Source organism: Flavobacterium sp. CSZ (assembly GCF_015350725.1).
GTDB lineage: Bacteria > Bacteroidota > Bacteroidia > Flavobacteriales > Flavobacteriaceae > Flavobacterium.
In genome coordinates this window covers 56,441-80,576 of record NZ_JADKPQ010000006.1, presented here as the reverse complement: position 1 = coordinate 80,576, position 24,136 = coordinate 56,441, and the positions used below count along the sequence as shown (strand labels likewise).

Here is a 24,136-nt window from a genome sequence, read left to right as displayed (position 1 = left end):
CTAAGATTGAAAAGACTAAAGTTTAGCTTTGAATTTTTTGATTTTGAAGTTCTTCGATTTTACTAATTTCCCGTTATCGGTAATCATGACACAACTGTAATGGGGATATTTTTTAAGTAAAAGCAAGCCTTCCTTTTGTCCTAAAACCATTAGAGAAGTGCTTAGTCCATTAGCAGTTTCAGCGTTTGGACCAAAAACCGATACGCTGCACAATCCGGTTGCTGGATAACCTGTTGCCGGATTTATAATGTGTGAGTAGCGTTTTCCCTTAAAAACAACAAACTTTTCATAGCTTCCGGAAGTAGTTACAGCGCCATTGTTTAAAGGAACTACAGCAAATAACTCATCAGGATGAAACGGATTGGTCATACCAATATTCCAGTCTTTACCGTTGGGCTGTCTTCCCCAGGCAGTCATATCTCCGGATCCGTTTACGATTCCGGCTTTTATACCTTTTGCCAGCATCATATTTCGGCATCTATCGGTTGCGTATCCTTCGCCTAGAGCACCAAAACCAATTTTCATTCCTTTCAATTTTAGAAAAATGGTCGATTGAACCGAATCCAGAATGATATTTTTATATCCCACTTTTTCAACTGATTTTTTTATGGCTTCCGCCGAAGGCATTCCAGTCATCGATCCGTCAAATTTCCAGATTCTGTCCATGGCGGCAAAACTCACATCAAAACCGCCTTTTGTAGCTTCAGAAAATTGTATGGCTCTTTGGGTCAGTTCAAATACCTCACGATCGACTTTGATAGGTTTAATTCCCGCATTCTGATTGACTTGCGAAACTTGCGAATCCGGTTTCCAATCAGATATTAAATTTTCGATTCTGGTAATTTCCGCAATAACTTCGTCAATATTTTGTTCTGCCGAAAGAGAGTCTTTTGCCACGATCGTAATATCAAAACGTCCTCCCATAAGTAAAGTCGTTCGCTTTCGTAAAACTTGCGCATTAACAGATAAACCGCAAATTATGACAGCGAAAAACAGGAGTTTATATAGGATTGATTTGTGCATGAAAATCATTTTAGTTATTCGTTTTATTAAGATTTGAAATGTACCTAACGGTACGATTTTACCTAATAACAATCCGTCAGCAATTGACCATTTTCTTTATAATCTGCAATGCTTTTTATTTTTCTTTCCAGACATAATTTATCGAGAATAGCTTCTACATCTTTTTGCATGGCAAGAGATCCACAAATCATGATGACACCGCCTTCTTTTAATAAATCAATAAAAAAATCAGCATCTCGTTTGATAAGATCCATTACATAAAAATGTTCGGCTTCGCGTGATAAAGCCAAATGGAAACTTTGCAGTTTTTGTTTCTCCATCATTTCAGCAGTAAACTTTTTATATCCTGAAACAGTTTCAGTTTCCATACGGAATCCAGCATACAAATGCGTTTCTGTTTTGGTTTTATTCTGCTCGATCATTCCAAGGAAAGGCGCAATACCGGTTCCGTTTGAAATTAGCGCTACTTTAGAAATCTTTTTAGGGAAATGAAAAGCCTTATTATTGATGATTCTGGCCTTGATCGTATTTCCGGGAGTAAGGTTATTTAGAAACTCAGAACCCAATCCGTGTGGATGTAGTTTTACGACCAATTGTATGTTACCCGAATGATTCCCGATAGAGTAGAGGCGTTCTCTTGTATCGTTTGCCGGATAAATAGCCAGTAAATCGCCTGAACTGAATTTAGCCCTTGCATTGGCCCTTAAAGTCAGGATAAAAGTTTGTTCGTTCTCAGAAACCAGTGTTTTATCTAAAACCATTAGCTTTTGCAGCCCTTTTGGAACATGATTGTATAAAGAAGGCGTAGTCGATAACGGAATGCCGGTTTTGGCGCTCCATAATTTTATCCATTCTACAAATTCTGTTGCCGATTTATCGTTTACGGTTTGGACATCCAGGAAACGCTCCGCCCAATTATGATTTTCTAATTGCCTGTCGGTTTCAAAAGCAAATTCGCAAAAATCCGGATAAGCTTTCGAGCCAAAACCTACTACTGAATAATTGATTTTTTGCTCTTGAGGATATTTCTGTATAAGCGACACAAATTTACTTCCGTTAGAAGGCGCATCTCCCAAACCATGAGTAGAGGAGAATACGATAATATGTTCTGCTTTCGGGAAAGTAGTATAGCTGTTCAATTCGGTGATAAAAGCTTTTTCGCCATGGCCAATCAATTGCTTAAGGATGGCATTAGCAAAATGCAAAGAACTTCCGTTTTCAGAACCTGCCAGAAGTATAAATTTACTTTCACTGGCTTGGAATTTATTTTTAATGCGGCTCGACCTTCTTTTTAAGGTAATAGCAAAACCGGAATAGATAAAAAAGAGAATATTAAGGCTCGCAATAGCCAATATAAAAGCCCAGATTGCGTTGGTTTTTCCGGTATGCAGATTAAGGCTTAAATCCGATAACTGAACGATCATTAGAGAACGCTTTTGTGTTGCCACAGCGCCCGTAACCTGATTGACTTCGATCTCGCGATCGTTTAACTCAATGATATAATATTCCTCGGGATCATCTGTAAAAGGAAATTCTATTTTCTTAACATCAGCCAAAAGTGTTGTTGTAAATACAGAAACAGTTTTGTCTTTTGAAGGCGTTACGATTTCTGTTTTTTCTTTTTTCTTTTCTTCTTTATCCATAAAAAAGTTGAATCTTTCTAGGGATAAATACGTTCCGGTAAGGGCAATAATCAAAATCGGAATCAGCGCCAGTCTCCCTAAAACAACATGATAATATTGGGCAAAATAGTCTTTGACCACTTTCGAAAAGAAATTACGGATTCCTCTTTGTCTGTTTAAAACAAGGGCAAAACCAGAAATGGCAATCAGCAATAATAAAAAAGAAATTACACCAACAAAAAATCGTCCGGTTTCGTGAAGAAACAGCGAACGATGAAAACCCGTAACCCATTGAATAAATTCACTTTTCTTGACCGGCGTTCCTAATTGTTTCCCCGTTTTAGGATTGATGTAAGCATTGATATCATTACCATCTTTATCAATGGCCTGGAGGGTAACAAATTGATTATGATCTACATTTAACTCTGTAATTTCAGTGTACTGTTTTTTTAAGACGGTTAAGGTTTCTCCCAGCGTTATTTTGTCGAAATTTTCTACCTTATACGGAAGTGTTTTTTCCTGCATCGCATCCAGCGCCAGGATAATTCCTGTAGTCGAAGCTAAAATTAAAAATAAAGAAGAAAACAAAGCCAGAGCCAAGTGTGCGTAACGCCAAAAAGAAAGAGTCATTGAGTGTAATCTATTGAAATGTAATTGTTTTTTCCCACTGATTAAAATGATTAATCTATTTAATTTGTGGCAACTTTGTCAAAGTTTTAAACCTTGACAAAGTTTACTCAGAGCGAAATATTAAATCTTGCTTAACCTCACGTATCTAATATAACCTTTTCCTTCTGTTTTATCAGCAAGACCTTCAGTTGTAAGCGGAATTTCAACATCATTTACATGATACTTCTGATCTTCTACAGCCGATTCAAAACGTAGTTTATATCCTTTATTAATTTTCGAATCATCGATTTCTATGGTCGTAATGCTGCGATCTCCACCCGTAACAGATGCTCCGGTTTTGGCACTAATATCAGCAGGTTTTGCTGTCTGGAATTTGTTCCATTCTTTTAGTGATTTGTACCATTTTTTATCGTCGCCCATTACATAAAGCGTTTTTTCGTACTCCCCCTTGGTATTAATAAGCGAAACTACAATGTAAGCGCCTTCACCCATATAGTTTGACATTTGCAGCATGCATTTGTATTTGCTTGCCTGGGCATTTGCCTGAAAAGAGATTAAACAAATTAATGCGCTTGTAAGAGCTATTTTAAGTATTGATTTCATGCGGATATTAGATTTTATAATATGGATTTTAGATTGGAATTTGGAATTTAAATTTTAAACTATTGTTTTAAAAATTCAACAGAAACATTATTTTTAGTCAGTGACTCATTTTCTTTGGCCAATGCGTAAGGAGTTTCGTCGAATTCGGTATTGATGTCTTTTTTAGCTCCAATTGAAACCAGGTATTTTAAGATCGTATCATCTTTGGCAACCATTGCAGCTTTGTGCAGCGCTGTCATTCCATCTTTATTTTTAGCATTAACATCGATGTTTAAAGCAGCTAGTTTTTTTAGTAAAGTCAAATCATTTTTAGCAATAGCGAAGTGATATAAATTACTTCCGTCTTTTTGAGCGGCAGCAAGGTTTAAGCCCTTATCCTGAAGTAATTTTGCTTTTGCATCAAAAGAATCTTGTGCATTGGCTTCACGTCCGGCTGGCCTGTAAGATTGTACTAAATAAACTCCCAGATTATTTCCGTCCTTATCTTTTACGTTTACATCTGCACCTTTTGTTAAAAGTAGTGCAACAGCTTCAGGAGTTCCTGATCTTACTGCAAAAGTCAAAGCTGATTCTCCTTTTGCATTTTGTAAATTGATGTTTTTGGTTACAGGAATTAATTTTTCTAATGTGCTAATTTCTCTTCCCGCAGCAATAATCAATGGCGTATTTCCGTCTTTATTTACTTTGTTAGCGTCGACGCCTTTGGCTAAAAAGTAATTGATAATTTCAGACTGGTTTTGTTTAGCTGCCAAAAGATGCAATACATTATCTCCAGATTTATTTACAGCCGATGGTTTTATTTTAACCTCATCAACAAGATATTTGTAGGTTTCAAGAGGAGTGGTTTCTCTGCGTGTTCCTTGTGTGGCGATTAAAAGCGCGTTGTCTGTGTGTTTAACTCCTTTTGCTGCAATTTTTTTCAAAAGCGTAACATTTCCTGTTCTTGCAGCATAATCAAAAGCAGTATTTCCGTTACTGTTAACATCTTTTAAGGATAATCCTTTTGTGATAAGATAGTCAGAGAAAGACAGGTCTTTGTCAAACGGAATAGCCAAAAGTAATAGGTTGGCACCATCATTATATTTTTTCTTAGGATCTATTCCTGCCTTAAAAAAAGCTTCGGCAACACCTTGATTAAGCAATCCGTTACCAGCAGCAAAAACAAGAGGAGTAGTACCGTGACTATCTTCAAAATTAACATCAGAACCTTTTGCAATTAAATATTCTACCAGTTCTGTATTTCCTCTGTAAGCAGCCCAATGAAGATAAATACGATTATCATGAGTGGATTTAGAAACGGGGTTTCCGGATTGGTCTAATAAGAATTTGATACTTGCCAGAGGCGCATCATTATTTATCGCCATTACAACAACATCAAAAGCATTTGCATTGGCCTCTGCCGGGTTATTGCCTTTTGCTATTTCTGCTTTAAGGGCAGTAACATCAGGTGCGGTTTTCCAAAAAGACTGTTCTAATAAGATATTTTTTTGTTGGGCACTAACAAATAAAGTTGCGGCTAATGCAAAAGAGATAAAAATATTCTTTTTCATATGGAGGTATTTATTGTTTTGAAATTCGTTTAAGGTTATTTTTTCCTTTACCCTAATATCTTCTTTATACAAAATCTATTTAGAATAATTAAAAATAACGCAAATGTAAAAATTAATATCAGTAAACCAACTTTATTTAGGGAAGAAACTGTAATTCTAATGATTTTTTAAGATTGGAAAAAGCATTAGGATAACTTTAGAAAACTGCAATCTTTTTGTAATTTTTACTGATTTGGATATTGAACATTAAAAAGCTAAACAGGCAATAGGTCTTTTATTGCTGGTTTTAAGGATTTGCAAATAAAGAATTTGAAGAAATTAAATAAATCCTAATTATTTATTAATCGCCTCTATAATCTTTTCGCGATGGCTTAGACCCCAGTTTACCAAAGTTTCTGTAACGGGAAGAACAGATTTTCCGTATTCTGTAATGGCATACACTACCGTTATTGGTTTTGTTTGCTGTTCCGTTCTTGAAACCAGTAAATTGGTTTCCAGTTCCTTCAATTCTTTACTCAGCATCTTGGCCGATATTCCATCGATCTCGCGTTGCATTTTCTTGAAATTAATTACCTGATGCGTTCTGTTCGTCAGGAAACGCAGGATCATCAGTTTCCATTTTCCTCCTAAAACATCCAGACTATCACGCATGGCCATAAGTTCTTCTGAACAATTGGCTTCGCGAAGCGTTCCGTTATCATTAATTTTTGCCATAGTAGTTTCTATTCGGTAACCGGTAACCTTGGGTTAACCCATAGCAAAAATAAAGTATTTGCACTGTAATTTCGTAAGATAAAAGAAGAAAAATGAAAGCAATCGTTTTACATCAAAAGGGAGAATTTAAACTTGAAGAAGTAGATACTCCACAACCAAAAGAGCAGCAGGTTCAGGTAAAAATAGCCGCAGCAGGATTTAACCCAATCGATTATCAGATGACTGAAAATGCGATGGAACGCAAGTTGCTGCATTCGTCAATATTGGGCAGGGAATTTTCAGGGATCATTTCAGCTATTGGAGAAAGAGTAACTGATTTTAAAATAGGAGATCCTGTTTTTTGCGGTTCAGGAAGCATGGGATCAAATGGTACTTATGCCGAATATATTTGTGTTCCCGCCGCTATTGTAATGCACCTGCCAAAGAATATTTCATTTGAAGAAAGTGCAGGAATATCTTCTGTTGGATTAACAGCGTTGCAATCGATAAACAGGATGAAAGCGAATCTGACAGATTCTATTCTTGTAACCGGCGGCGCTGGCGGAGTAGGGAATATGCTCCTTAAATTACTTCTGTCAAAAGGATATGTAAATCTTATTGTAACAGCCGGAAACGAAAATAGTATTGCTGCCCTATTAGATCTTGGCTTAAAGCCAAGGCAGATTATCAATTACAGAAAAGATCAGGTTTACGAAACGGCTTTGGCTTTGAACAATAACAAATATTTTGATTTTGCTGTGGATCTGGTGGGGAATGAAATCGGACTTACGGCAGCAAAACTTTTAAAAATAAACGGAACTTATGTTGATGTTACTAATTTTTCTACACCAGATTCCCGTGAAGTTCTTTTTAGCAGAGGCGCCACAATTCTTAATATCTCCAATTATGCTTTTGGCTTAGAAAAGCAATATGATTATTATAAAAAGGGATTGAATGAATTGAGAATTTTACTCGAAAACAAATCGATCACACCACCAATGATTGAAATAGTCGGCAATTTAGAAGATGAAACTGTTTTGAAAGCGCTTAATATTCTTCGTGAAAACAAAACCAATGGAAAGAAATTAATCATGCAAATCAATCCACTATGAAGACAATTCCCAGAAGAATCGTTACAGGAATAAAAAGTGGAAAATCAATAATCGAAAAAGATACAATTGTATCGAATGTTTCGGAACATTTTCCGGGTTTGGTCATCTCTGATATTTGGTCTACAGATTCTATGCCCGTAAAATTAGAAGAAGAAAAAGTAATCGAAAATACCGCTTTCCCAAATATACCCAAAAACGGAAGTTATTTTAGATACGTTCAGATTCCACCTGACAAGGATCTTGGTATTGTAGCGCCCGAGGGTCAGCCACATCCGCTGATGCATCAAACTGATACATTAGATTATATCGTAATTCTTTCGGGAGAAATCTGGCTTATTGTGGATGAAGGGGAAACTTTATTGCAAGCTGGAGATATTGTTGTACAAAGAGGCGCCAATCATGCCTGGAGTAATCGATCTGATTTATCTTGTATTCAGTTGGCTATACTATTGGATGCTGGAAAAGTAGAGGTGTAAATTTATGACCCACGTATAATACAGATTCGCTTTGCGAAAACTCGAATTTTGACGGATTTTTTTGTACAAAAGATAGAATATGTGGGTTGTTGTAAGGCTGAGGGAAGTCGAAGCCCGTTGCGCCCTTCGGCTTCGCTCAGGATGGCTGGCGTTAGTAATCTGCGTGAAAACTTTGTCAAAGTTCGAAACTTTGACAAAGTGATAAAAACAAAAGAAATCCACTCAAATCGATTTAAATCCTTACCATCGGGTGCGCCATCAAAAAAAAGTCATTATGAAAACAAGTGCCCTAGCCCTGATGGGAGCGGCATCTTTTGCTTACTTTCTTTAAGCAAAGATATAGCGGACAGCAGCAAACAGCTTCAAGTCCTTAAAAAAGAAGTCTATTAAATTGATAGGGTTAAAAAAGTTTGTGATTTTGCATTGAAATTCAAATTATCTCTTTAAATTTGCCGCAGCAATGAAAAACGATAACCAGAATACCAATTATTATAGCTGCAGCATAATGTGTTGCACTTCTATGCGATGGTATGAACTGGCTTATATATAAAAATAAAATGATTTATTTCTCAAGCCTTTCATAATCTATTGAAAGGCTTTTTGATTTTAAATTTTAGAATTTCAGAAGCGTTAAGTATTGATATCTGTGGATGTAGCAGATTTAATTTGAATTTAAAAAATGATTGAATTAAAAAATGTCACCAAGAATTTTCATCAGAAAAACCGAATTGTTTCGGCTTTATCAGATGTTTCGCTTAAAGTTCCGCCGGGGAAAATCTTTGGTGTAATTGGAACTTCGGGAGCTGGAAAAAGTACCTTGATTCGATGTGTGAACTTATTGGAAAGACCAACTTCGGGAGAAATTATCGTTGACGGGAAATCGTTGATACAATTATCGAATGCGCAATTGGCAATCGAAAGAAGACAAATTGGGATGATTTTTCAGCATTTTAATTTGCTTTCCTCAAGAACGGTTTTTGATAATGTAGCTTTTCCGCTGGAATTGGTTGGGGCATCAAAGGACGATATTCGAAAACGTGTTTTTGAATTATTGGAATTAGTAGGTTTGGCCGAAAAAGCAAACGATTATCCTGCAAGCCTTTCCGGAGGTCAGAAACAAAGGGTGGCTATTGCGAGAACTTTGGCGAATAACCCGAAAGTATTGTTGTGTGATGAAGCTACAAGTGCTTTGGACCCTGCGACTACAAGATCGATTCTAAACTTATTGAAAGATATTAATCGTCGCCTGAACATCACAATTTTATTGATTACACACCAAATGGAAGTGGTAAAATCAATTTGCGATGAGGTCGCGGTAATCAGTCACGGAAAATTGATCGAGCAGGGAAGTGTGGGAGAAATTTTTGCCGATCCTAAGCATAAATTAACCAAAGAATTTATTGCTTCTTCTCTGCATCTTGATATCCCGAGAGTGTATCAGGAAAGATTACAAAAGGAAGATGGTGAAGGTCTGAGTCCGTTATTGAGACTTGAAATGACTGGAAAATCGGTAAATGAGCCTGTAATTTCTGAAGTTTCGAGATTGTTTGATACCAACTTTAAAATCGTAAGTGCTCAAATGGATCAGGCGGGAGATGTAAACTTTGGTGTGATGCTGATCGAATTATCTGGCAAACGCGAGAATTACGAAGCTGCAATTGAATATTTTATTTCTAAACATATTAAAACAGAAATCATAGGTTATGTCTGATTCTACTATTACCTTATTATTAAACGGTACCTGGGAAACCATCGTAATGACATTTGTGTCGGGCTTTTTTGGTTTTGCATTAGGGCTTCCTACAGGTATTTTGCTTTTCCTTACGAGAAAAAATCAAATTCTGGAGCAACCCGTTTTAAACAGAACTTTATCGGTTTTGGTGAATATTTTTCGTTCGATTCCGTTTATTATATTAATTGTTTGGATGATTCCGTTTACACGTGCCCTGGTAGGAACTTCTATTGGCGTAAGTGCAGCGCTAGTTCCGTTAAGTATTGGAGCAGCTCCATTTATTGCCCGACTTGTTGAGAATAGTCTTCTTGGTTTGCCTTCGGGATTAATCGAAGCGGCAAGAGCTTTGGGCGCAACGCCTTTGCAAATTGTATATAAAGTACTGCTTCCAGAAGCATTACCTTCTTTAATAAACGCTGCATCCATTACCTTAATTACTCTTGTAGGTTATTCTGCAATGGGTGGCGCTGTTGGTGCTGGTGGTTTAGGACAAGTGGGATATCAGTACGGATATATTGGTTATGATGCCGTAATCATGAATTCGGTTTTGGCGTTGTTGGTAATTTTGGTATTCGTGATTCAGTTTGCGGGTGACTTTTTATCAAAACGATTTGATCATAGATAATACTTTGCGGTTAAATTTTAGGCAACAGATAAATAATAATTAAAAACTAAAATATGATTACTAAAAATAATTTTTTAAAAGCAATCGGAATTTTAACCTTGACACTTTCATTGGTTAATTGTGGAAAAAGCAAAAACAACGATCCGCACCACATAAAAGTAGGGGTTGCAACAGGACCGGAATATAAAGTAGCAGAAGCGGCTAAGAAAGTAGCAAAAGAAAAATACGGACTAGAAGTAGAGTTGATTTCTTTTAATGATTACGTGATTCCTAACGAAGCTTTGAGCCAGGGAGATATTGATGCAAATGCTTTTCAGCACAAACCTTATCTTGATGAGCAATCGAAACAACGCGGATACAAATTAGCAATCATTGGTAAAACATTTATTTATCCTATTGCAGCCTACTCTAAAAAAATAAAAAGTCTTGCAGATTTGAAAGATGAAAGCACCATTATTATCCCAAATGATCCAACAAACGGTGGTCGTTCGTTATTGCTTTTAGAAAAAAATGGTTTGCTAAAACTAAAAGAGAGAATTGGATTATTGCCTAAAGTAACCGATATTGTAAGTAATCCTAAAAAGCTTAAAATCTTAGAATTAGAAGCACCTCAATTACCAAGAGCTCTTGATGATGCCAACGTAACAATTGCTATTATTAATAATACTTTTGCTTCTCAGGCTGGATTGGTTCCTTCGCGTGATGCTTTGTTTGTTGAGGATAAAGATTCTCCTTACGTAAACTTGGTAGTAAGCCGTGAGGACAATAAAAACGAAGAAAAAGTAAAACAGTTTTTACAAGCTTTTCAATCTCCAGAAGTTGAAGCAGCAGCTCTTAAAGAATTTAAAGGCGGAGCTGTAAAAGGCTGGTAAAAAATAGTTGTATTCTTTTAGTACAATCAAAAAAGCGCTAAATCATTAGATTCAGCGCTTTTTTTATATAAATAATCGAATTAGTAAAAAACAATTTAATCTTCTGCAGCAGCTTTTTTCCTTCCTTCGATATTTGGAAGAAAGCTTGTCAAAATCCCTATTAAAGGCAAAAATGCACAAACTTTAAAAACATACTCAATGCTTGTTGAGTCTGCTAATTTGCCTAATATAGCAGAACCTAATCCGCCCATCCCAAAAGCCAATCCAAAGAAAAGACCTGCTATTAAACCCACTTTTCCAGGAACAAGTTCTGTAGCATAAACCAAGATTGCAGAGAAAGCAGACGATATAATCAAACCAATAATTACAGATAAAATTCCGGTCCAGAAAAGAGAAGCGTATGGCAATAATAAGGTAAAAGGAGCAACGCCTAATATAGAGATCCAAATGATGTATTTTCGACCAAAACGATCTCCTAATGCTCCGCCAAACAATGTTCCGGCAGCAACAGCACCAAGAAAAGCAAAAAGATAAATTTGAGATTCCTGTACAGAGACATGAAATTTATCAATAAGATAAAAAGTATAATAACTGGTCATACTGGCCATATAAAAGTATTTCGAGAAAATTAATACTAATAAAATAACCAACGAAAATATAACTTTTTGTTTTGAAAGTGAATGATGAACTTCCTCAGCTACGGCAGATTTATTTTTAGCTTTAAGATTTAAATGCTCCTGATACCATTTTGCAACACCTGAGAGAATAATAATTCCTACAGCAGCTGCAAGACAAAACCAGATAATATTAAACTGTCCATAAGGCACTACAATAATAGCCGCAAGCAAAGGCCCAATGGCGCTTCCTGCATTTCCTCCTAATTGAAAAATAGATTGTGCCAAACCTCTTTTTCCTCCGGAAGCCATGTGAGCAACCCTTGAAGCTTCGGGATGAAATATAGAAGATCCAACACCAATTAGACTAACGGCAAGTAAAATATTGATAAAACTTGAAGCAACTGCTACAGCTGCCAACCCCAAAAGTGTAAAAACCATGGCAACGGCTAGTGAATAGGGGCGTGGTCTTTTATCAGTATAAAATCCAACAAAAGGTTGTAAAATAGATGCAGTAAGTTGATAAGTCAGGGTGATTAAACCAATTTCGGTAAAGGTCAAATGAAATTTATCTTTTATAATAGGATAAACTGCAGGAACCACAGCCTGAAGCATATCATTAATAAAATGCGTTAAGCTAATAGTAAATAAAATAGAGAAAACAGTTTGCTGGGCCAACTGCTTCGAATGGGTAATGGTGTTTGTTTTCATAATGAATTAAAAAAAAATCAGATCATCTGATGAATTGGAGTAAAAAATTAGTAATTAGTATGTCCTATTATTTTGGCAACAGTATTCCATGTTTTTTTAGGGTCTTTTGCAATGATATTGTCTAAAAGTTGTTCGTGTATTGCGTATGTATCCTGAAATATTTTCGTGTTAGGATAGATTCTAAGAAACTCCTTTTTTAAATGTTTCGATACAGATTTATATAAATCGGCCAAAATTTCATTTTTTGATGCTTGAGCAATCGCGATATGAAATTGTATATCCGCTTTGACACATTCTTCGAGTAAACCTTCATTGGCCGTTTTCATTCTATCGGCCAAATGCTGTTTCATGGCAATGATATCCTCTTCTGTTCGGTTAATGGCCGCTTTTTCAGCAATTTTCAGCTCTAGTAATTGTCTTACTTCATCTAAATCCTCAAGACTTGCACGCTTTAATCGCTGGTCCATTGGCTCTTGTATGCTGGTCACTTCCTGAACAAAAGTACCGACCCCTTGCTGAATCCGGAGCAAACCTGAATTAGCGAGTAGCTTCATCGCTTCTCTTATCGAGGATCTTCCAACACCAAAACTCTTCATCAATTCTGCTTCAATAGGCAATTTCTCGTTGATCTTATAATGACCAAGAGATATTTGCTCCTGTAATTTTGAAGCAACTTCTTCTGCGAGAGATTTTTTATTGATTAATGTCATAATTGAGTTATCATATCATCTGATGAATGCAAAAGTATAAAAAAAATTTAAATAACCGCTAAGAGCTCAAAATTTTTAAGTGCAAAGTTTTTTTACCGCAGAGAACACCAAGGGAGAAAACACAAAGTAACACAAGTTTTTAATTCTCTGTAAAAATCTCTGTGTCCTCTGTGGTTAAATAAAAATTTGCGATAATTTGTGACTCGAGCGATAGCGAATAGGCGAAGCAAATTTGTATTTAAAAAAAATACAATATAGACTTTGCGTCCTTGCGCCTTTGAGATTATTTCAGCCCAGTAAAAAAATCCTCGCATTCTTTGCGGTTAAGTACTTAACAAATCTTATAATGGTATAACTTTTCCCATAAATTATATAATAGTTTTTGTTTTATTTTTAAGATTTTTGATTTATTCTAATTATAAAAATCCCAAAACTATGAGAAATATTAACCAGATTGCTATTGTTTCGAGTATGCTAATCACCTTATTGAGCTGCTCTAGTGATAAAGATGTCGATGTAAATCCAGGCACCACTACCAATCCTGTTGAAGGAAATGCTGCCAATACAACTTATAAACCTGCTTTTGCAGGACAAACCAGAGTTAGCGGTGTGCAAACCAATACACCATATGAGGGAGTTGCTATTGCTACAGGGCTAAGCAGTCCATGGGGAATTAAAAGTCTTCCTGACGGAAGATTATTGATTACCGAAAAAACAGGAACGATGCGTATTGCTACAACAGCCGGAGTTTTGAGTACTCCAATTACAGGTATTCCTACTGTTAATGCTGCTAATCAGGGAGGTTTATTAGGTTTAACTATCGATCCTGATTTTACAACAAACAGAATGATTTACTGGGTATATGCCGAAGCGACAACAGGCGGAAATAATACCGCTGTAGCGAAAGGAAAACTTTCAGCCGATGAAAAAACCATCGAAGGAGCAACGGTAATTTACAGAGCAAAACCGGCCAATGCAAGTACGCTTCATTATGGCGGACGTATTCTTTTTGATAAATCTGGTTTTCTTGTAGTAAGTACCGGAGAACGTTCTGTATTAGAAACAAGACCATTGGCACAATCTGTTGCATCAGGTTTAGGAAAAGTAGTTCGATTAACAAAAGAAGGTCAGCCTGCAAGTGGAAATCCTACTTTTACAGGAACGGGAGCTTTACCTGAATTATATACTATCGGACACAGAAATCCGCAAGGTTTGGCACTTAATCCTAATACAGGAGAAATTTGGTTGTCAGAACATGGACCACGCGGAGGTGACGAAATCAATCGCCTTAAAGCGGGTTCAAATTACGGATGGCCAACAATTACGTACGGAATTGAATATAGCGGAGAAAAAGTAGGAGCAGGAATTCAGCAGCAAGATGGTTTAGAGCAACCAGTTTACTATTGGGATCCGGTAGTTTCACCAAGTGGAATGACGTTCTACACAGGAAATCGCGTTCCGGAGTGGCAAAATAACCTATTCATAGGCGCTTTAAGCGGAATGCACATTGTACGTCTTGCTATAAAAGACAATAAAGTGATTGGCGAAGAAAGACTTTTGGCTTCGGAAAACCAACGTTTTAGAGATGTAACACAAGGAAATGACGGTGCATTATACGCTGTTACAGATGCAGGAAAACTTTATAAAATTGATAAAAAATAAATTGAAGAAGAATATAGAGGAAAGAAAATAGAGTCAAGAGAATAGACTGTAGAATGATAAGATAATGGCGCTGTATGGCGCCATTTTTTTGTTATGGGTAAATGGTTAACTATATTTGGTATGGATTAAAGCAAAAAGAATTGAAGAATAAAATTACAACATACTCACTCGAGGATCATAAAAGTTTGTTTAATGCCGACAATAATAAAGACTACTTTTATATTCAGGCAAAAGGTCATCCCTATATAAGTGAACCTTACCGGGCAGAAAGTTATGCAATAGAATTTCTTCGAAAAGGGAGTATTGTAATGCAAACGAAACTAAAGAAAATGGTGATTCATGCTCCCGCAATACTCACGCTAGGCCCTTCGGTAATTAGAAGTTTTACAAAAGACAGTGACGAAATTTTAATCGATATTATTTTTTTCAAATCACCATTTTTTCTGCACAATCAGGCCAATGTGTTTTTTCTTTCACAATATGAGTTTTTCGACAATAGTGAAATGCATGTGTTTCATCTGGAGAAAAAAAACAAAGTTAAGTTTGAGCAAATTTTTAGTTTATTAAGACAATCCATCGAACATAATAATGACAATCAACCCTCTATTCTAAGAGCGTATCTTTATATTCTGATTTACGAATTAGATGCTATAAAGCAAACCAATATCAATGGTAGTAAGCAAAATCCCTTGTTCGAAAAATTCAAAGAAATGCTATCCAGAGATTTTTTAAGCCAAAGATCTGTTCAGTATTATGCCGATATTCTGAATGTAACACGCAAATATTTATCAGAAGTAATTAAAAATAATAGCGGTAAAACAGCCAGCGACTGGATCGAAGAAATTGTGATTTTAGAAGCCAAAATATTACTCCAAAACAAAGATTTAACAATCAATCAAATCAGCGATACCTTAAACTTCCCCAATCAATCCGGTTTTGGCAGATTCTTTAAAAAATGCGAAGGAATTTCACCCTTAGAATATCGCAGAAAGAAGGTGTAATTTATAATCTTGTATTTCAAATAATATTGTATCACCATAAAGTTTGTCATCTCGACCGAAGGGAGAGATCACACTCGTAAATCGACAAAGATTGGTGAGTTTCTTGGCGGAATTTCTAGCGCGATGTCTCCCTTCGGTCGAAATGACACAAAAAGATGGGTAAATAAACCCAACCGCCTTTTCGAACAAAATACAAGACATTTAGCTCTTTTCTAATCCATCAAATCATCTCAACTTTGCACTATCATAAAAAATAAAAGATATGTCAAAAATTGCAAAATTCGTAGTAATCATAAATGATAATGTAATCTGGATGCAAGAGAAAGCCCTGAAATTCTATTCGGATTTATTTGGAGCAAAGAAAGAAATCGGAGAGAAGTATGCAAGTGAAAACCTCTCAAGTCAGAAATTATTCAAAATACAGAATGATTTTTCGGTCGAAATGCTTATGGTTTATGAAGGCGAAAATCCGTTGTCTTTCATGAAACTGAATTCATCCCGACTTTCGAATCAAAATTTGGATGCCAATAAACCAATGGGAGTAGATCATATTGTTTACTTTAATCCAGAGGATATAACAGTACTTTTTAAACGTGCCGAAGAAGTGGCTTTGCAGAGAAGATACGATTTAATTTGGGCAAAAGCTTTTGAAATTAATACTGTACTAATAGAGACATTGAAGTCTTTGGGTTACGAAGAATTCAATTACGAAAGTGATACCACTCGCGACACCAATCAAAAACAGCTTTACTTTAAGAAATCAGTTTAAATTAATTCTAATAACTTCATCATTTGCAATAGCATATACAATATCGTTTTGCTGGGGTTTTAAAATATGTTTTCCTGTAAATTCACCAAAAGCGGCCAGAATCATTTGATTTTCTTTTTGAAAGAAACACGGTAATTTTAAAAATTGAGCGCCAAAACCACGCAGCATAATTCCGGGATGAATATGCCCCGAAAAATTAAAGAAACCTTCTTTTATGGTGGGATGATGCGTGAGTAAAAAGTCATCAATTTCAAGGGATTCTACAACCTCGATATTAAGTTTGAGATAATTTTTTTTATCAATTATATCGTGATTTCCGGCAATCAGGATAATGGTATTAGTGCAGCATTTTACCCATTCTTCGAATAAATCCCATTCGGTATTTTTAGAACTATGAAATAAATCGCCCAGAAAAATAATTTTTTCAGGTTTAAAGTTTTCCACGATATTGGTTAAACGTTTAAAATTTTCGGAAACCACATTATTGGGAATCGCCACGCCGTGTTTTCTGAAATGAGATACTTTCCCTAAATGCACATCAGAAATGAGAAGCAATTTTCTGGTTTCCCAAAATAAAGCCCCACTCGGATGCAATGTAAAGGTCTGATTTTGTATGGTAATCGTCATAAATATTTACTTCATATACGAAGCCGTCATTTTTTTAATTCGTTCTGCTAATGTCTCGCTGGATAATTTTTCACGTAATCTGTCTGTGATTAACGGAAAACTAAAAGGTGTTGGTTTCAAACACGATTTCCAGATGATTTCCTGATTGTTTATTCGTTCCAAAGCCATAATCAAACGACCTTCTTCCAGCTGATGTTCAAAGGTTTCGCGATATGCTTGCTGAAACAATAAGTTATCAGGTTCGTAATCCCTAAAAACTTCAAACAACAATTGAGAACCGCTTTGCAAATGTTTTGTTTTGACCATTTTACCCGGAAAACCAGTAAAAACCAAACCTGCAATGACAGCAATATCCCTGAATTTCCGTCTCGCCATTTCAGTCGCATTCAAACTTTTTTGCAAATCATGATGTACATATTCTGTCGAAAATAAATTGTTATCCAGAACATTCTGCATATCAATTTCCTGATCAGAAAGTAATTCGAATCCGTAATCATTATAAGCCAAAGAAAAACTAATAGGCAACAATAAACTAATTCTATAAGCCAGTAAACTTGCCAGGGCTTCATGTACAAAACGCCCTTCAAAAGGATAAAAAATAGCATGATAACCTTCTCTCGTTTTAAAAGTTTCAATCAAAAACTGATTATCTCCTGGAACGATAGATTCTTTTCTTTGTCTCGCGAATAAAGGTTGTAATGCCTTTAATTCAGGCGATAAATCATCGGTATTGGCACGATACAATTCTTGCCGCAACAATTCGCTCATTTGAGCCGAAAGCGCCATTCGGCCACCCATCCAGCTTACTACTTTAGATTTCTTTTTAGGATCAGCCTTTCGAACCAAAACCTGCATATTTCTTATTCGGAACAATTCGAGTTGTTTTCCTGCAAAGATAAAAGTATCGCCCGGTTTTAATTTTGAAACAAACCATTCCTCGATAGTCCCAATATAACCGCCGCTCATGAATTTTACGTTTACAACAGCATCGCCCACAATAGTTCCTATTTGCATTCGATGATGCATCGCAATTAATCTACTGTTGATTTTAAAACGTCCGTCTTCATCAACTTCTACTTTTTTATATTCATCATATGCTTGTAAACTTTGACTTCCGTTAGTGATGAAATTCAGTATCCAGTTCCAGTTTTCTTCTGTAATAGCCTGATAACAAAAAGTTCCTTTTACTTCTTTAAAAATTTCGTCAGGAAGAAATCCATCCGAAACTGCTAAAGTATTAAGGTATTGTACCAAAACGTCCCAACTGTTTAAATACGGAACACGATCTTCGATGACATTCTCTTCAACTGCTTTTTTTAGTGCCGAAGCTTCGATCAATTCGATAGCATGTGTTGCCAGAAAATAAATCACACTTTCTTTTCCCGGTTGGTGTCCGCTTCGTCCGGCTCTTTGCAAAAAACGCGCAACACCTTTTGGTCCGCCAACCTGAATAATAGTTTCTACAGGAGCAAAATCAACACCCAGATCCAGACTCGAGGTACAAACCACGACTTTTAGTTCTTCATCTCTAATAGCCTGTTCGACCCAAAGTCTTGTTTCGCGATTAATACTTCCGTGATGCATCGCCATTTCTCCGGCAAACTCAGGATATTTTTCGAGCAAACGCTGAAACCAGATTTCACAAGCTGACCGTACATTGGTAAAAATCAAAGTCGTTTTGCTTGCTTTTATAATTTTTGCGACTTCATCAATCAAATGCAAGCCCATGTGTCCACGCCAAGGATAGGTTTCCATTTTATCCGGAATAATCGAAATGACTTTTATTTTTTTATGAATCTGAGCCTTTACCAAAACCGAATTATGATACGCTTCTGAATCCACTCCCAATAGAACTTCCTGTGCTTGTTGCAGATTCCCAATCGTAGCAGAGATTCCCCAAATACGCATTTTGGGCGCAATCGCTTTGAGTCGGGACAAACCAAGTTCAGTTTGTACCCCACGTTTTGTACCTAATAATTCATGCCATTCGTCAATAACAATTGCGGTACAATTGCTAAAGATTTTATCGTAGCCTTTGGTGGCTAAAAGCAATTGCAAACTCTCTGGAGTCGTGACCAATAAATCAGGCATTTTCCCTTTTTGTTTGGCTCTCTCGCTGGCTGATGTGTCTCCGGAACGAATACCAATAGTCATTTTTGTTCCCAAATCATTAACCACTCTTTCCGCAGCTTGTTTGATTTCAACTGAAAGAGAACGCAAAGGTGTAATCCAGATTGCTTTAAGTCCAGGTGTATGTTTGGTTTTATAATTTGGATTGTCTTTTATGTAGTTCAAAACAATAGGGAGCCAGAGTGCGTAGGTTTTTCCGCTTCCGGTTGGAGCGTTGAGTAAGCCGTTTTTTCCTTGCAAAAAAGCAGTCCAGGTCTGAGTCTGAAACGCAAACGGTTTCCATCCCTGATTGTGAAACCAGTCATTTGCTACCGCAAAAAGTTGCTCTCTGTTCATTTATTATTTTTTTAAACCCTTATTTTTTTTACCATTAAGATATTAAGGTTCATTAAGTTTTACTGTGCGAAAGAAAATTAAGTAATCGGTTTTTAAATTAAGCCCCAGCGGGACGTCATATTTATAGAAATTTATAGATTTATTAGTAGGGCCCCATAGGGGTGACATATTATGCATCAACTAAAAAATTATATATCGCTCCTCTGGAGCTTTAAAATTATCCTATAAAAATCCGTGCCCAATCCGTGTTTTCGCTTGCGAATAGGTATCATCCGTGTGCCATTTACGGGTAATATAACAATCCTATAAAATCATACTCTTCAAATCTTCAATAGAATTGGCGTCATCGATTTTTTTATCATGTCGCCATCTCAAAATCCTCGGAAATCGTGTTGCAATGCCGCTTTTATGCCTTTTTGAAAGCGCAATTCCTTCAAAACCAATTTCGAAAACCAATTGAGGGGTTACACTTCGAACAGGACCAAATCGTTCCAGCGTATTCTTTTTAATCCAATCATCCACCATTCTAAATTCCGCATCTGTTAAACCGGAATAGGCTTTCGCAAATGTGACCAATTCACGTTTGTTATTTTCGTTATTTTGCCATAAGGCAAAAGTATAATCGGTAAATAAATTCGAACGTCGTCCGTGACCGCGCATGGCGTAGGTGAGGACGGCATCAATCACTAAAGGTTCAATTTTCCATTTCCACCAATCGCCTTTTTTTCTTCCTACGAGGTAAGGCGAATCTTTTCGTTTGATCATCAAACCCTCGCTTTTCATTTCGCGGGAACGCAATCTTTCTTCTTTCAATTCTTGCCAGGTTGAAAATTTCACCCTTTCTGAAAGTTGCAGCGGAATATCATGGTGTTTGATATCTTCATACAATTTCTCCAATACTATACGTCTTTCTTCAAAAGGAAGATTCCGAATATCCTGACCTTTCCATTCTAATAAATCGTAGGCTTTTATAATTACAGGGGATTTTTTAAGGATCGCAGCCGAAACTGTTTTTCGTCCAATTCGCGTTTGCAGATCATTAAAAGTTCCAATTTCGTTTTCTATGTACGGAAGAATTTCTCCGTCGATAACTGTTCCGTCAGGAATAATTCCGATGAAAGAAGCGAACTCAGGATATTTATCGGTTACCAATTCTTCTCCGCGGCTCCAGATAAAAATTTCATTATCACGAATAATAGTTTGAGACCGAATTCCGTCCCATTTGTGCTCCGCGCTCCAATCGTTAGGATCTCCAAGATTGCAGGGTTCGCCTTCGATAGGATAAGCCAGGTAAAACGGAAAAGGTTTCGATAAATAATCGCTGTTTTGTTCGTCTAAAATTAATTCCTGAAACGTAATTGTATTCGGATTCCAGTCGCCCATTAATTTATGTGCCAGGGAATCTTCATCAATGTTTTCGGCTTTAGAAAGTGCGCGCGTCATTAATTTTTGGCTTACGCCGATTCTGAAACTTCCGGTAATTAATTTAGTGAAAACAAAACGTTCATAATAATTGAGTGCCAGCCAGTTTTTGTGCAGATATTCTTTTTTTTCGATATCTGTTTTCTTTTTCAGGGCAATAATTTCCTGAAGATATTCGGTTAAACTTTTATCAGAATGTTCTTTTGTAGTGGGAATCACCAGTGCAATGGTTTCGGCAAGATCACCCACAATATGGTAACTTTCCTCAAACAGCCAAAGCGGAATATTAGCCAGTTCATTTGCCCATAATCGCAATAAAGTGGTATTTACAGGCCTTGGCGGACGACGATGCGAAAGAATGGCAATCGTCCAGACTTTATCTTCATTACTGGCATTGATGAAATATTTGGTCAAAGCATCCACTTTTACCGAAGTTTTATTAGAACTGTCTAGCGCTTTTATTAGTTCGGCAAAGTTTTTCATTTTTTCTTGTTTTTTTAAAGAGAGGAAAGATGCAAGAGACAAGAAACATTACTGAAGATTCAAGAGAGAAAACGAACGGATTAAAAGTATTCTCTTCCTTCTAGCTTCTTGGCTCTTTAATCTATTCTCTATATTCTTTATTCTATTTTCTCTGTCTCAATTTCTTCCTCAACATCTTTCTTAGAATCCATTTCCCCCAATTCCCCTTCATATTGTGTGTGAGCCGTTCTTGCATCGTAACCAATTTCCTGAAGGTATTTTGAGAATATATCCGAATATCCATGGGTGCAAATTACCTTTTCGGCTCCGGTGGCTTTAATGCTTTCGAGTAAACCTGTCCAGTCGCAATGATCGCTTAAAACAAAACCTCTGTCTACGGCACGTCGGCGTCTGGCACCGCGAAAAATCATCCATCCGCTGGCAGAGCCTGTAACAAACGGAGTCATTTTTCTGATCCATGTCGAGCCGTGTGCACTTGGCGGAGCAAGGACAATGCTGCCCAATAAATCTTCTTTTTTAGTTTCTGATGTTACTCTTATTGTGGCTGGAAAATCTACCAATGGTCGTAAAACTTCGGTCATATTTTCGATCGCTCCATGGGTATATATTTTTCCGATATTAGGATCCAGGTATTTTAATAAACGTTGTGCTTTTCCTAGCGAATAGCCAAAGAGAACAGACGTTTTTCCTTCGGCACGATTTTCTGCCCACCAATTATTGATATCGGTCATAACTTCGGCCTGAGGAGTCCATTTAAAAGCAGGTAATCCAAAAGTACATTCGGTTATAAACGAATTGCATTTTACCACTTCGTATGGCACAGAGATCCCGTCGTCTTCGGTTTTATAATCTCCGGTAAAAACCCATACTTCGCCTTTGTATTCTACGCGTATTTGTGCAGAACCAATAACGTGGCCGGCAGGATGCAGCGAAAATTTTACACCATTTACGATAAACGTTTCGTTCCAGTTTTTTCCGGTAACCTTGATATCGCCCAAACGGTGTTTTATGATAGGCACATTGTCATAATGTGTAATGTAATTTTTGTGTCCCCAACGCGCATGATCAGCATGTCCGTGTGTAATGATGGCGTTGGTAACCGGACGCCACGGATCGAGGTATACATCGGCCTGCTGGCAATATATTCCTTTGTCATTGAAAGCTAATAGTGGGACTTTCATAACCTGATTAAGCTATTTGAGCAATTCTTGCACTTTTATACAAGGGATAGGTATGCATAAAATCAGATACGCCATCTTTCATAGTCTCGAAAGATTTTCCGTAAAAATACAATGCAGTAGTAGCATTTCCTTTCCAATGTCTTTCCTGAGACGTACTGGTTAATTTCGAAATTTCTGACTGTACGAAATCAACATTATAATCTTCGTGATTTTTTTCGTGATTATTTTCTCCATCAAAATAAATGGCGATTCCTTCATTTTTACCAAACGGAATTTCCTGATGTGTTTTTTCGATTATAATTTTTGATCCTTTTGGAGCGCCGCAAATTTCGACAAAATTGATTATGTCGTTTAAAACTGCTGTGCTAATCTCATCTTTATGAAATTTTACATGAATATCACAAAAGATGATTTCTCCGGGCTCTTCTTTAAGTATTCCGCCACCGGAAATTTCACCATAATTATTGTCCGTCAAGAAATCATGTAAAGGCAACATATAAAGGTTTCTTCGGTCTAATGGTGAGACTTTATCATTAATCTGAATTACAATATCGTACGGATTTTGAATAGATTCGTCGCTTTCGAATAAATTGGATATAAATTGTAGTAACATAGCAATTAAGGTGTTAGTGATAAAATAATATACTCAAAGTTACAAACTGAGGTGAGTTGAGATTTTATACTTTTTTCCGTAAATGTTACATGATTTCTAATGGGAATAGAGAATAAAGAATATATAGTATCGAATTATACTTTGCAACCTGCTAATGATTTAAACACAAGGATGTAAGGAATTTTAGTTTTATACAAAATAGTGACAATCATTGTCATTCCGAGGAACGAGGAATCTTCGAAAGTAACTCCGTTTCAGCAAGTCAATCTTTGTCGAGCTTCTGACGGGGATTTCTCTCCCGAAACTTCGGGATCGAAATGACAAAAATGCGCAGGGCAATGAAAAACTTTGTGATAAAACAATATTATAAAAATGATTGCTCTAGCCCCGATAGAATTGGAAATCCTTTTGTAGTGGTGCTCGCTACAAAAGATTGTAACGGATTGCTTCGCCAGTTCGTATTTTCAGGCTCGGGTGCGGGGATTAGCTCCTGAAGAATATTCTAATAAAAACAATTACAATATACCATCAAGGGTACTAACCAGTTCTTGAAAATTATTAGGCTTTGTAAATATTTGTACCGAACTAAATTCGTTCGTTAGCTTTTTTAAAGTTTCATGTGAATGCGATGAATACACCACCACCTGAATTTTACTAAGTTCAGGAATGTTTCTTAGTTCCTGTATAAATTCGGCTCCGCTTAGATAAGGCATTTGCATATCCAGAAATATAAAGTCAGGTAAAACTGTTGCTGCTTTTAGATTATTTAATGCTTCGAGAGAATTATTGGAGATTGTAGTGAGTATATTTTTGTTTAATGAAGCAATCGCAGCGATAAAAAGTTCGCAGTCATCTTCGTCATCATCTACTAATAAAATTACTGTATTTTTCATTCCATGAAATTATTTTAAAATCCGGACTTGAAGGTTATATAATTTT

22 protein-coding genes are annotated in these 24,136 nt (G+C 36.5%); 9 read left to right on the top strand and 13 right to left on the bottom strand.

What is annotated here, in order from left to right; all coding sequences use genetic code 11:
* Positions 1–15 precede the first annotated feature (15 nt).
* From IRZ78_RS08695 to IRZ78_RS08675, 5 genes are all read right to left on the bottom strand, one after another.
* Entirely contained in the window at positions 16–1,023 is a 1,008-nt protein-coding gene (locus IRZ78_RS08695; protein WP_194616146.1) for an FAD:protein FMN transferase, read from the bottom strand.
* 62 nt (positions 1,024–1,085) lie between these two features.
* Positions 1,086–3,275: a PepSY domain-containing protein gene (locus tag IRZ78_RS08690; RefSeq protein ID WP_194616145.1), complete on the bottom strand. Its 2,190-nt coding sequence runs from the start codon at positions 3,273–3,275 to the stop codon at positions 1,086–1,088.
* A gap of 120 nt (positions 3,276–3,395) precedes the next feature.
* Positions 3,396–3,878, bottom strand: a complete 483-nt coding sequence (locus IRZ78_RS08685; protein WP_194616144.1) for a DUF2271 domain-containing protein — start codon at positions 3,876–3,878, stop codon at positions 3,396–3,398.
* 59 nt (positions 3,879–3,937) lie between these two features.
* A complete protein-coding gene (locus IRZ78_RS08680; protein WP_194616143.1) occupies positions 3,938–5,428 on the bottom strand; it encodes an ankyrin repeat domain-containing protein in 1,491 nt (496 codons plus the stop codon).
* A 333-nt stretch (positions 5,429–5,761) separates the two neighbouring features.
* A complete protein-coding gene (locus IRZ78_RS08675) occupies positions 5,762–6,142 on the bottom strand; it encodes a helix-turn-helix domain-containing protein (protein WP_194616142.1) in 381 nt (126 codons plus the stop codon).
* Between the two features lie 92 nt (positions 6,143–6,234).
* Here IRZ78_RS08675 and IRZ78_RS08670 point away from each other — a divergent pair, with 92 nt between their 5' ends.
* The 6 genes from IRZ78_RS08670 to metQ all read left to right on the top strand — a co-directional run bounded on the left by IRZ78_RS08670 (position 6,235) and on the right by metQ (position 10,938).
* Positions 6,235–7,233 (top strand): NADP-dependent oxidoreductase, encoded by a 999-nt coding sequence (locus IRZ78_RS08670; RefSeq protein WP_194616141.1) that lies wholly within the window; start codon positions 6,235–6,237, stop codon positions 7,231–7,233.
* Positions 7,230–7,709, top strand: a complete 480-nt coding sequence (locus tag IRZ78_RS08665; RefSeq protein ID WP_194616140.1) for a cupin domain-containing protein — start codon at positions 7,230–7,232, stop codon at positions 7,707–7,709. The genes IRZ78_RS08670 and IRZ78_RS08665 overlap by 4 nt, the downstream gene beginning before the upstream one ends.
* Positions 7,710–7,757: 48 nt before the next feature.
* Positions 7,758–8,099, top strand: coding sequence for a hypothetical protein (locus tag IRZ78_RS08660; RefSeq protein WP_194616139.1), 342 nt, complete (start codon positions 7,758–7,760; stop codon positions 8,097–8,099).
* Positions 8,100–8,388: 289 nt separating this feature from the next.
* Positions 8,389–9,420, top strand: coding sequence for a methionine ABC transporter ATP-binding protein MetN (gene metN, locus IRZ78_RS08655; protein WP_194616138.1), 1,032 nt, complete (start codon positions 8,389–8,391; stop codon positions 9,418–9,420).
* Complete coding sequence (locus IRZ78_RS08650; RefSeq protein WP_194616137.1) at positions 9,413–10,066, top strand: methionine ABC transporter permease MetI; 654 nt, start codon at positions 9,413–9,415, stop codon at positions 10,064–10,066. The genes metN and IRZ78_RS08650 overlap by 8 nt, the downstream gene beginning before the upstream one ends.
* A gap of 53 nt (positions 10,067–10,119) precedes the next feature.
* Entirely contained in the window at positions 10,120–10,938 is an 819-nt protein-coding gene (metQ, locus tag IRZ78_RS08645; RefSeq protein WP_194616136.1) for a methionine ABC transporter substrate-binding lipoprotein MetQ, read from the top strand.
* Positions 10,939–11,033: 95 nt separating this feature from the next.
* On the opposite strand, the gene IRZ78_RS08640 is transcribed toward metQ, so the two are convergent.
* A complete protein-coding gene (locus tag IRZ78_RS08640) occupies positions 11,034–12,263 on the bottom strand; it encodes an MFS transporter (RefSeq protein ID WP_194616135.1) in 1,230 nt (409 codons plus the stop codon).
* A 47-nt stretch (positions 12,264–12,310) separates the two neighbouring features.
* Complete coding sequence (locus IRZ78_RS08635) at positions 12,311–12,973, bottom strand: FadR/GntR family transcriptional regulator (protein WP_194616134.1); 663 nt, start codon at positions 12,971–12,973, stop codon at positions 12,311–12,313.
* A 435-nt stretch (positions 12,974–13,408) separates the two neighbouring features.
* Between IRZ78_RS08635 and IRZ78_RS08630 the strand changes: the two genes are divergently transcribed.
* The 3 genes from IRZ78_RS08630 (at position 13,409) to IRZ78_RS08620 (ending at position 16,405) form a co-directional block, all read left to right on the top strand.
* Positions 13,409–14,635, top strand: a complete 1,227-nt coding sequence (locus IRZ78_RS08630) for a PQQ-dependent sugar dehydrogenase (RefSeq protein WP_194616133.1) — start codon at positions 13,409–13,411, stop codon at positions 14,633–14,635.
* A 140-nt stretch (positions 14,636–14,775) separates the two neighbouring features.
* On the top strand, positions 14,776–15,636 hold the full coding sequence (locus IRZ78_RS08625; RefSeq protein WP_194616132.1) for a helix-turn-helix domain-containing protein: 861 nt from the start codon (positions 14,776–14,778) through the stop codon (positions 15,634–15,636).
* Positions 15,637–15,898: 262 nt separating this feature from the next.
* Positions 15,899–16,405, top strand: a complete 507-nt coding sequence (locus tag IRZ78_RS08620) for a hypothetical protein (RefSeq protein WP_194616131.1) — start codon at positions 15,899–15,901, stop codon at positions 16,403–16,405.
* Here IRZ78_RS08620 and pdeM read toward each other — a convergent pair.
* From pdeM to IRZ78_RS08590, 6 genes are all read right to left on the bottom strand, one after another.
* Positions 16,397–17,032, bottom strand: a complete 636-nt coding sequence (pdeM, locus tag IRZ78_RS08615) for a ligase-associated DNA damage response endonuclease PdeM (protein ID WP_194616130.1) — start codon at positions 17,030–17,032, stop codon at positions 16,397–16,399. The genes IRZ78_RS08620 and pdeM overlap by 9 nt on opposite strands.
* A 6-nt stretch (positions 17,033–17,038) precedes the next feature.
* Entirely contained in the window at positions 17,039–19,498 is a 2,460-nt protein-coding gene (locus IRZ78_RS08610; RefSeq protein WP_194616129.1) for a ligase-associated DNA damage response DEXH box helicase, read from the bottom strand.
* Between the two features lie 303 nt (positions 19,499–19,801).
* Entirely contained in the window at positions 19,802–21,403 is a 1,602-nt protein-coding gene (locus IRZ78_RS08605) for an ATP-dependent DNA ligase (RefSeq protein WP_194616128.1), read from the bottom strand.
* Positions 21,404–21,540: 137 nt separating this feature from the next.
* Positions 21,541–22,584 (bottom strand): ligase-associated DNA damage response exonuclease, encoded by a 1,044-nt coding sequence (locus IRZ78_RS08600; protein ID WP_194616127.1) that lies wholly within the window; start codon positions 22,582–22,584, stop codon positions 21,541–21,543.
* 7 nt (positions 22,585–22,591) lie between these two features.
* Positions 22,592–23,197: a hypothetical protein gene (locus tag IRZ78_RS08595; protein WP_194616126.1), complete on the bottom strand. Its 606-nt coding sequence runs from the start codon at positions 23,195–23,197 to the stop codon at positions 22,592–22,594.
* Positions 23,198–23,712: 515 nt separating this feature from the next.
* Positions 23,713–24,090, bottom strand: a complete 378-nt coding sequence (locus IRZ78_RS08590; protein WP_194616125.1) for a response regulator — start codon at positions 24,088–24,090, stop codon at positions 23,713–23,715.
* Positions 24,091–24,136: the final 46 nt, after the last annotated feature.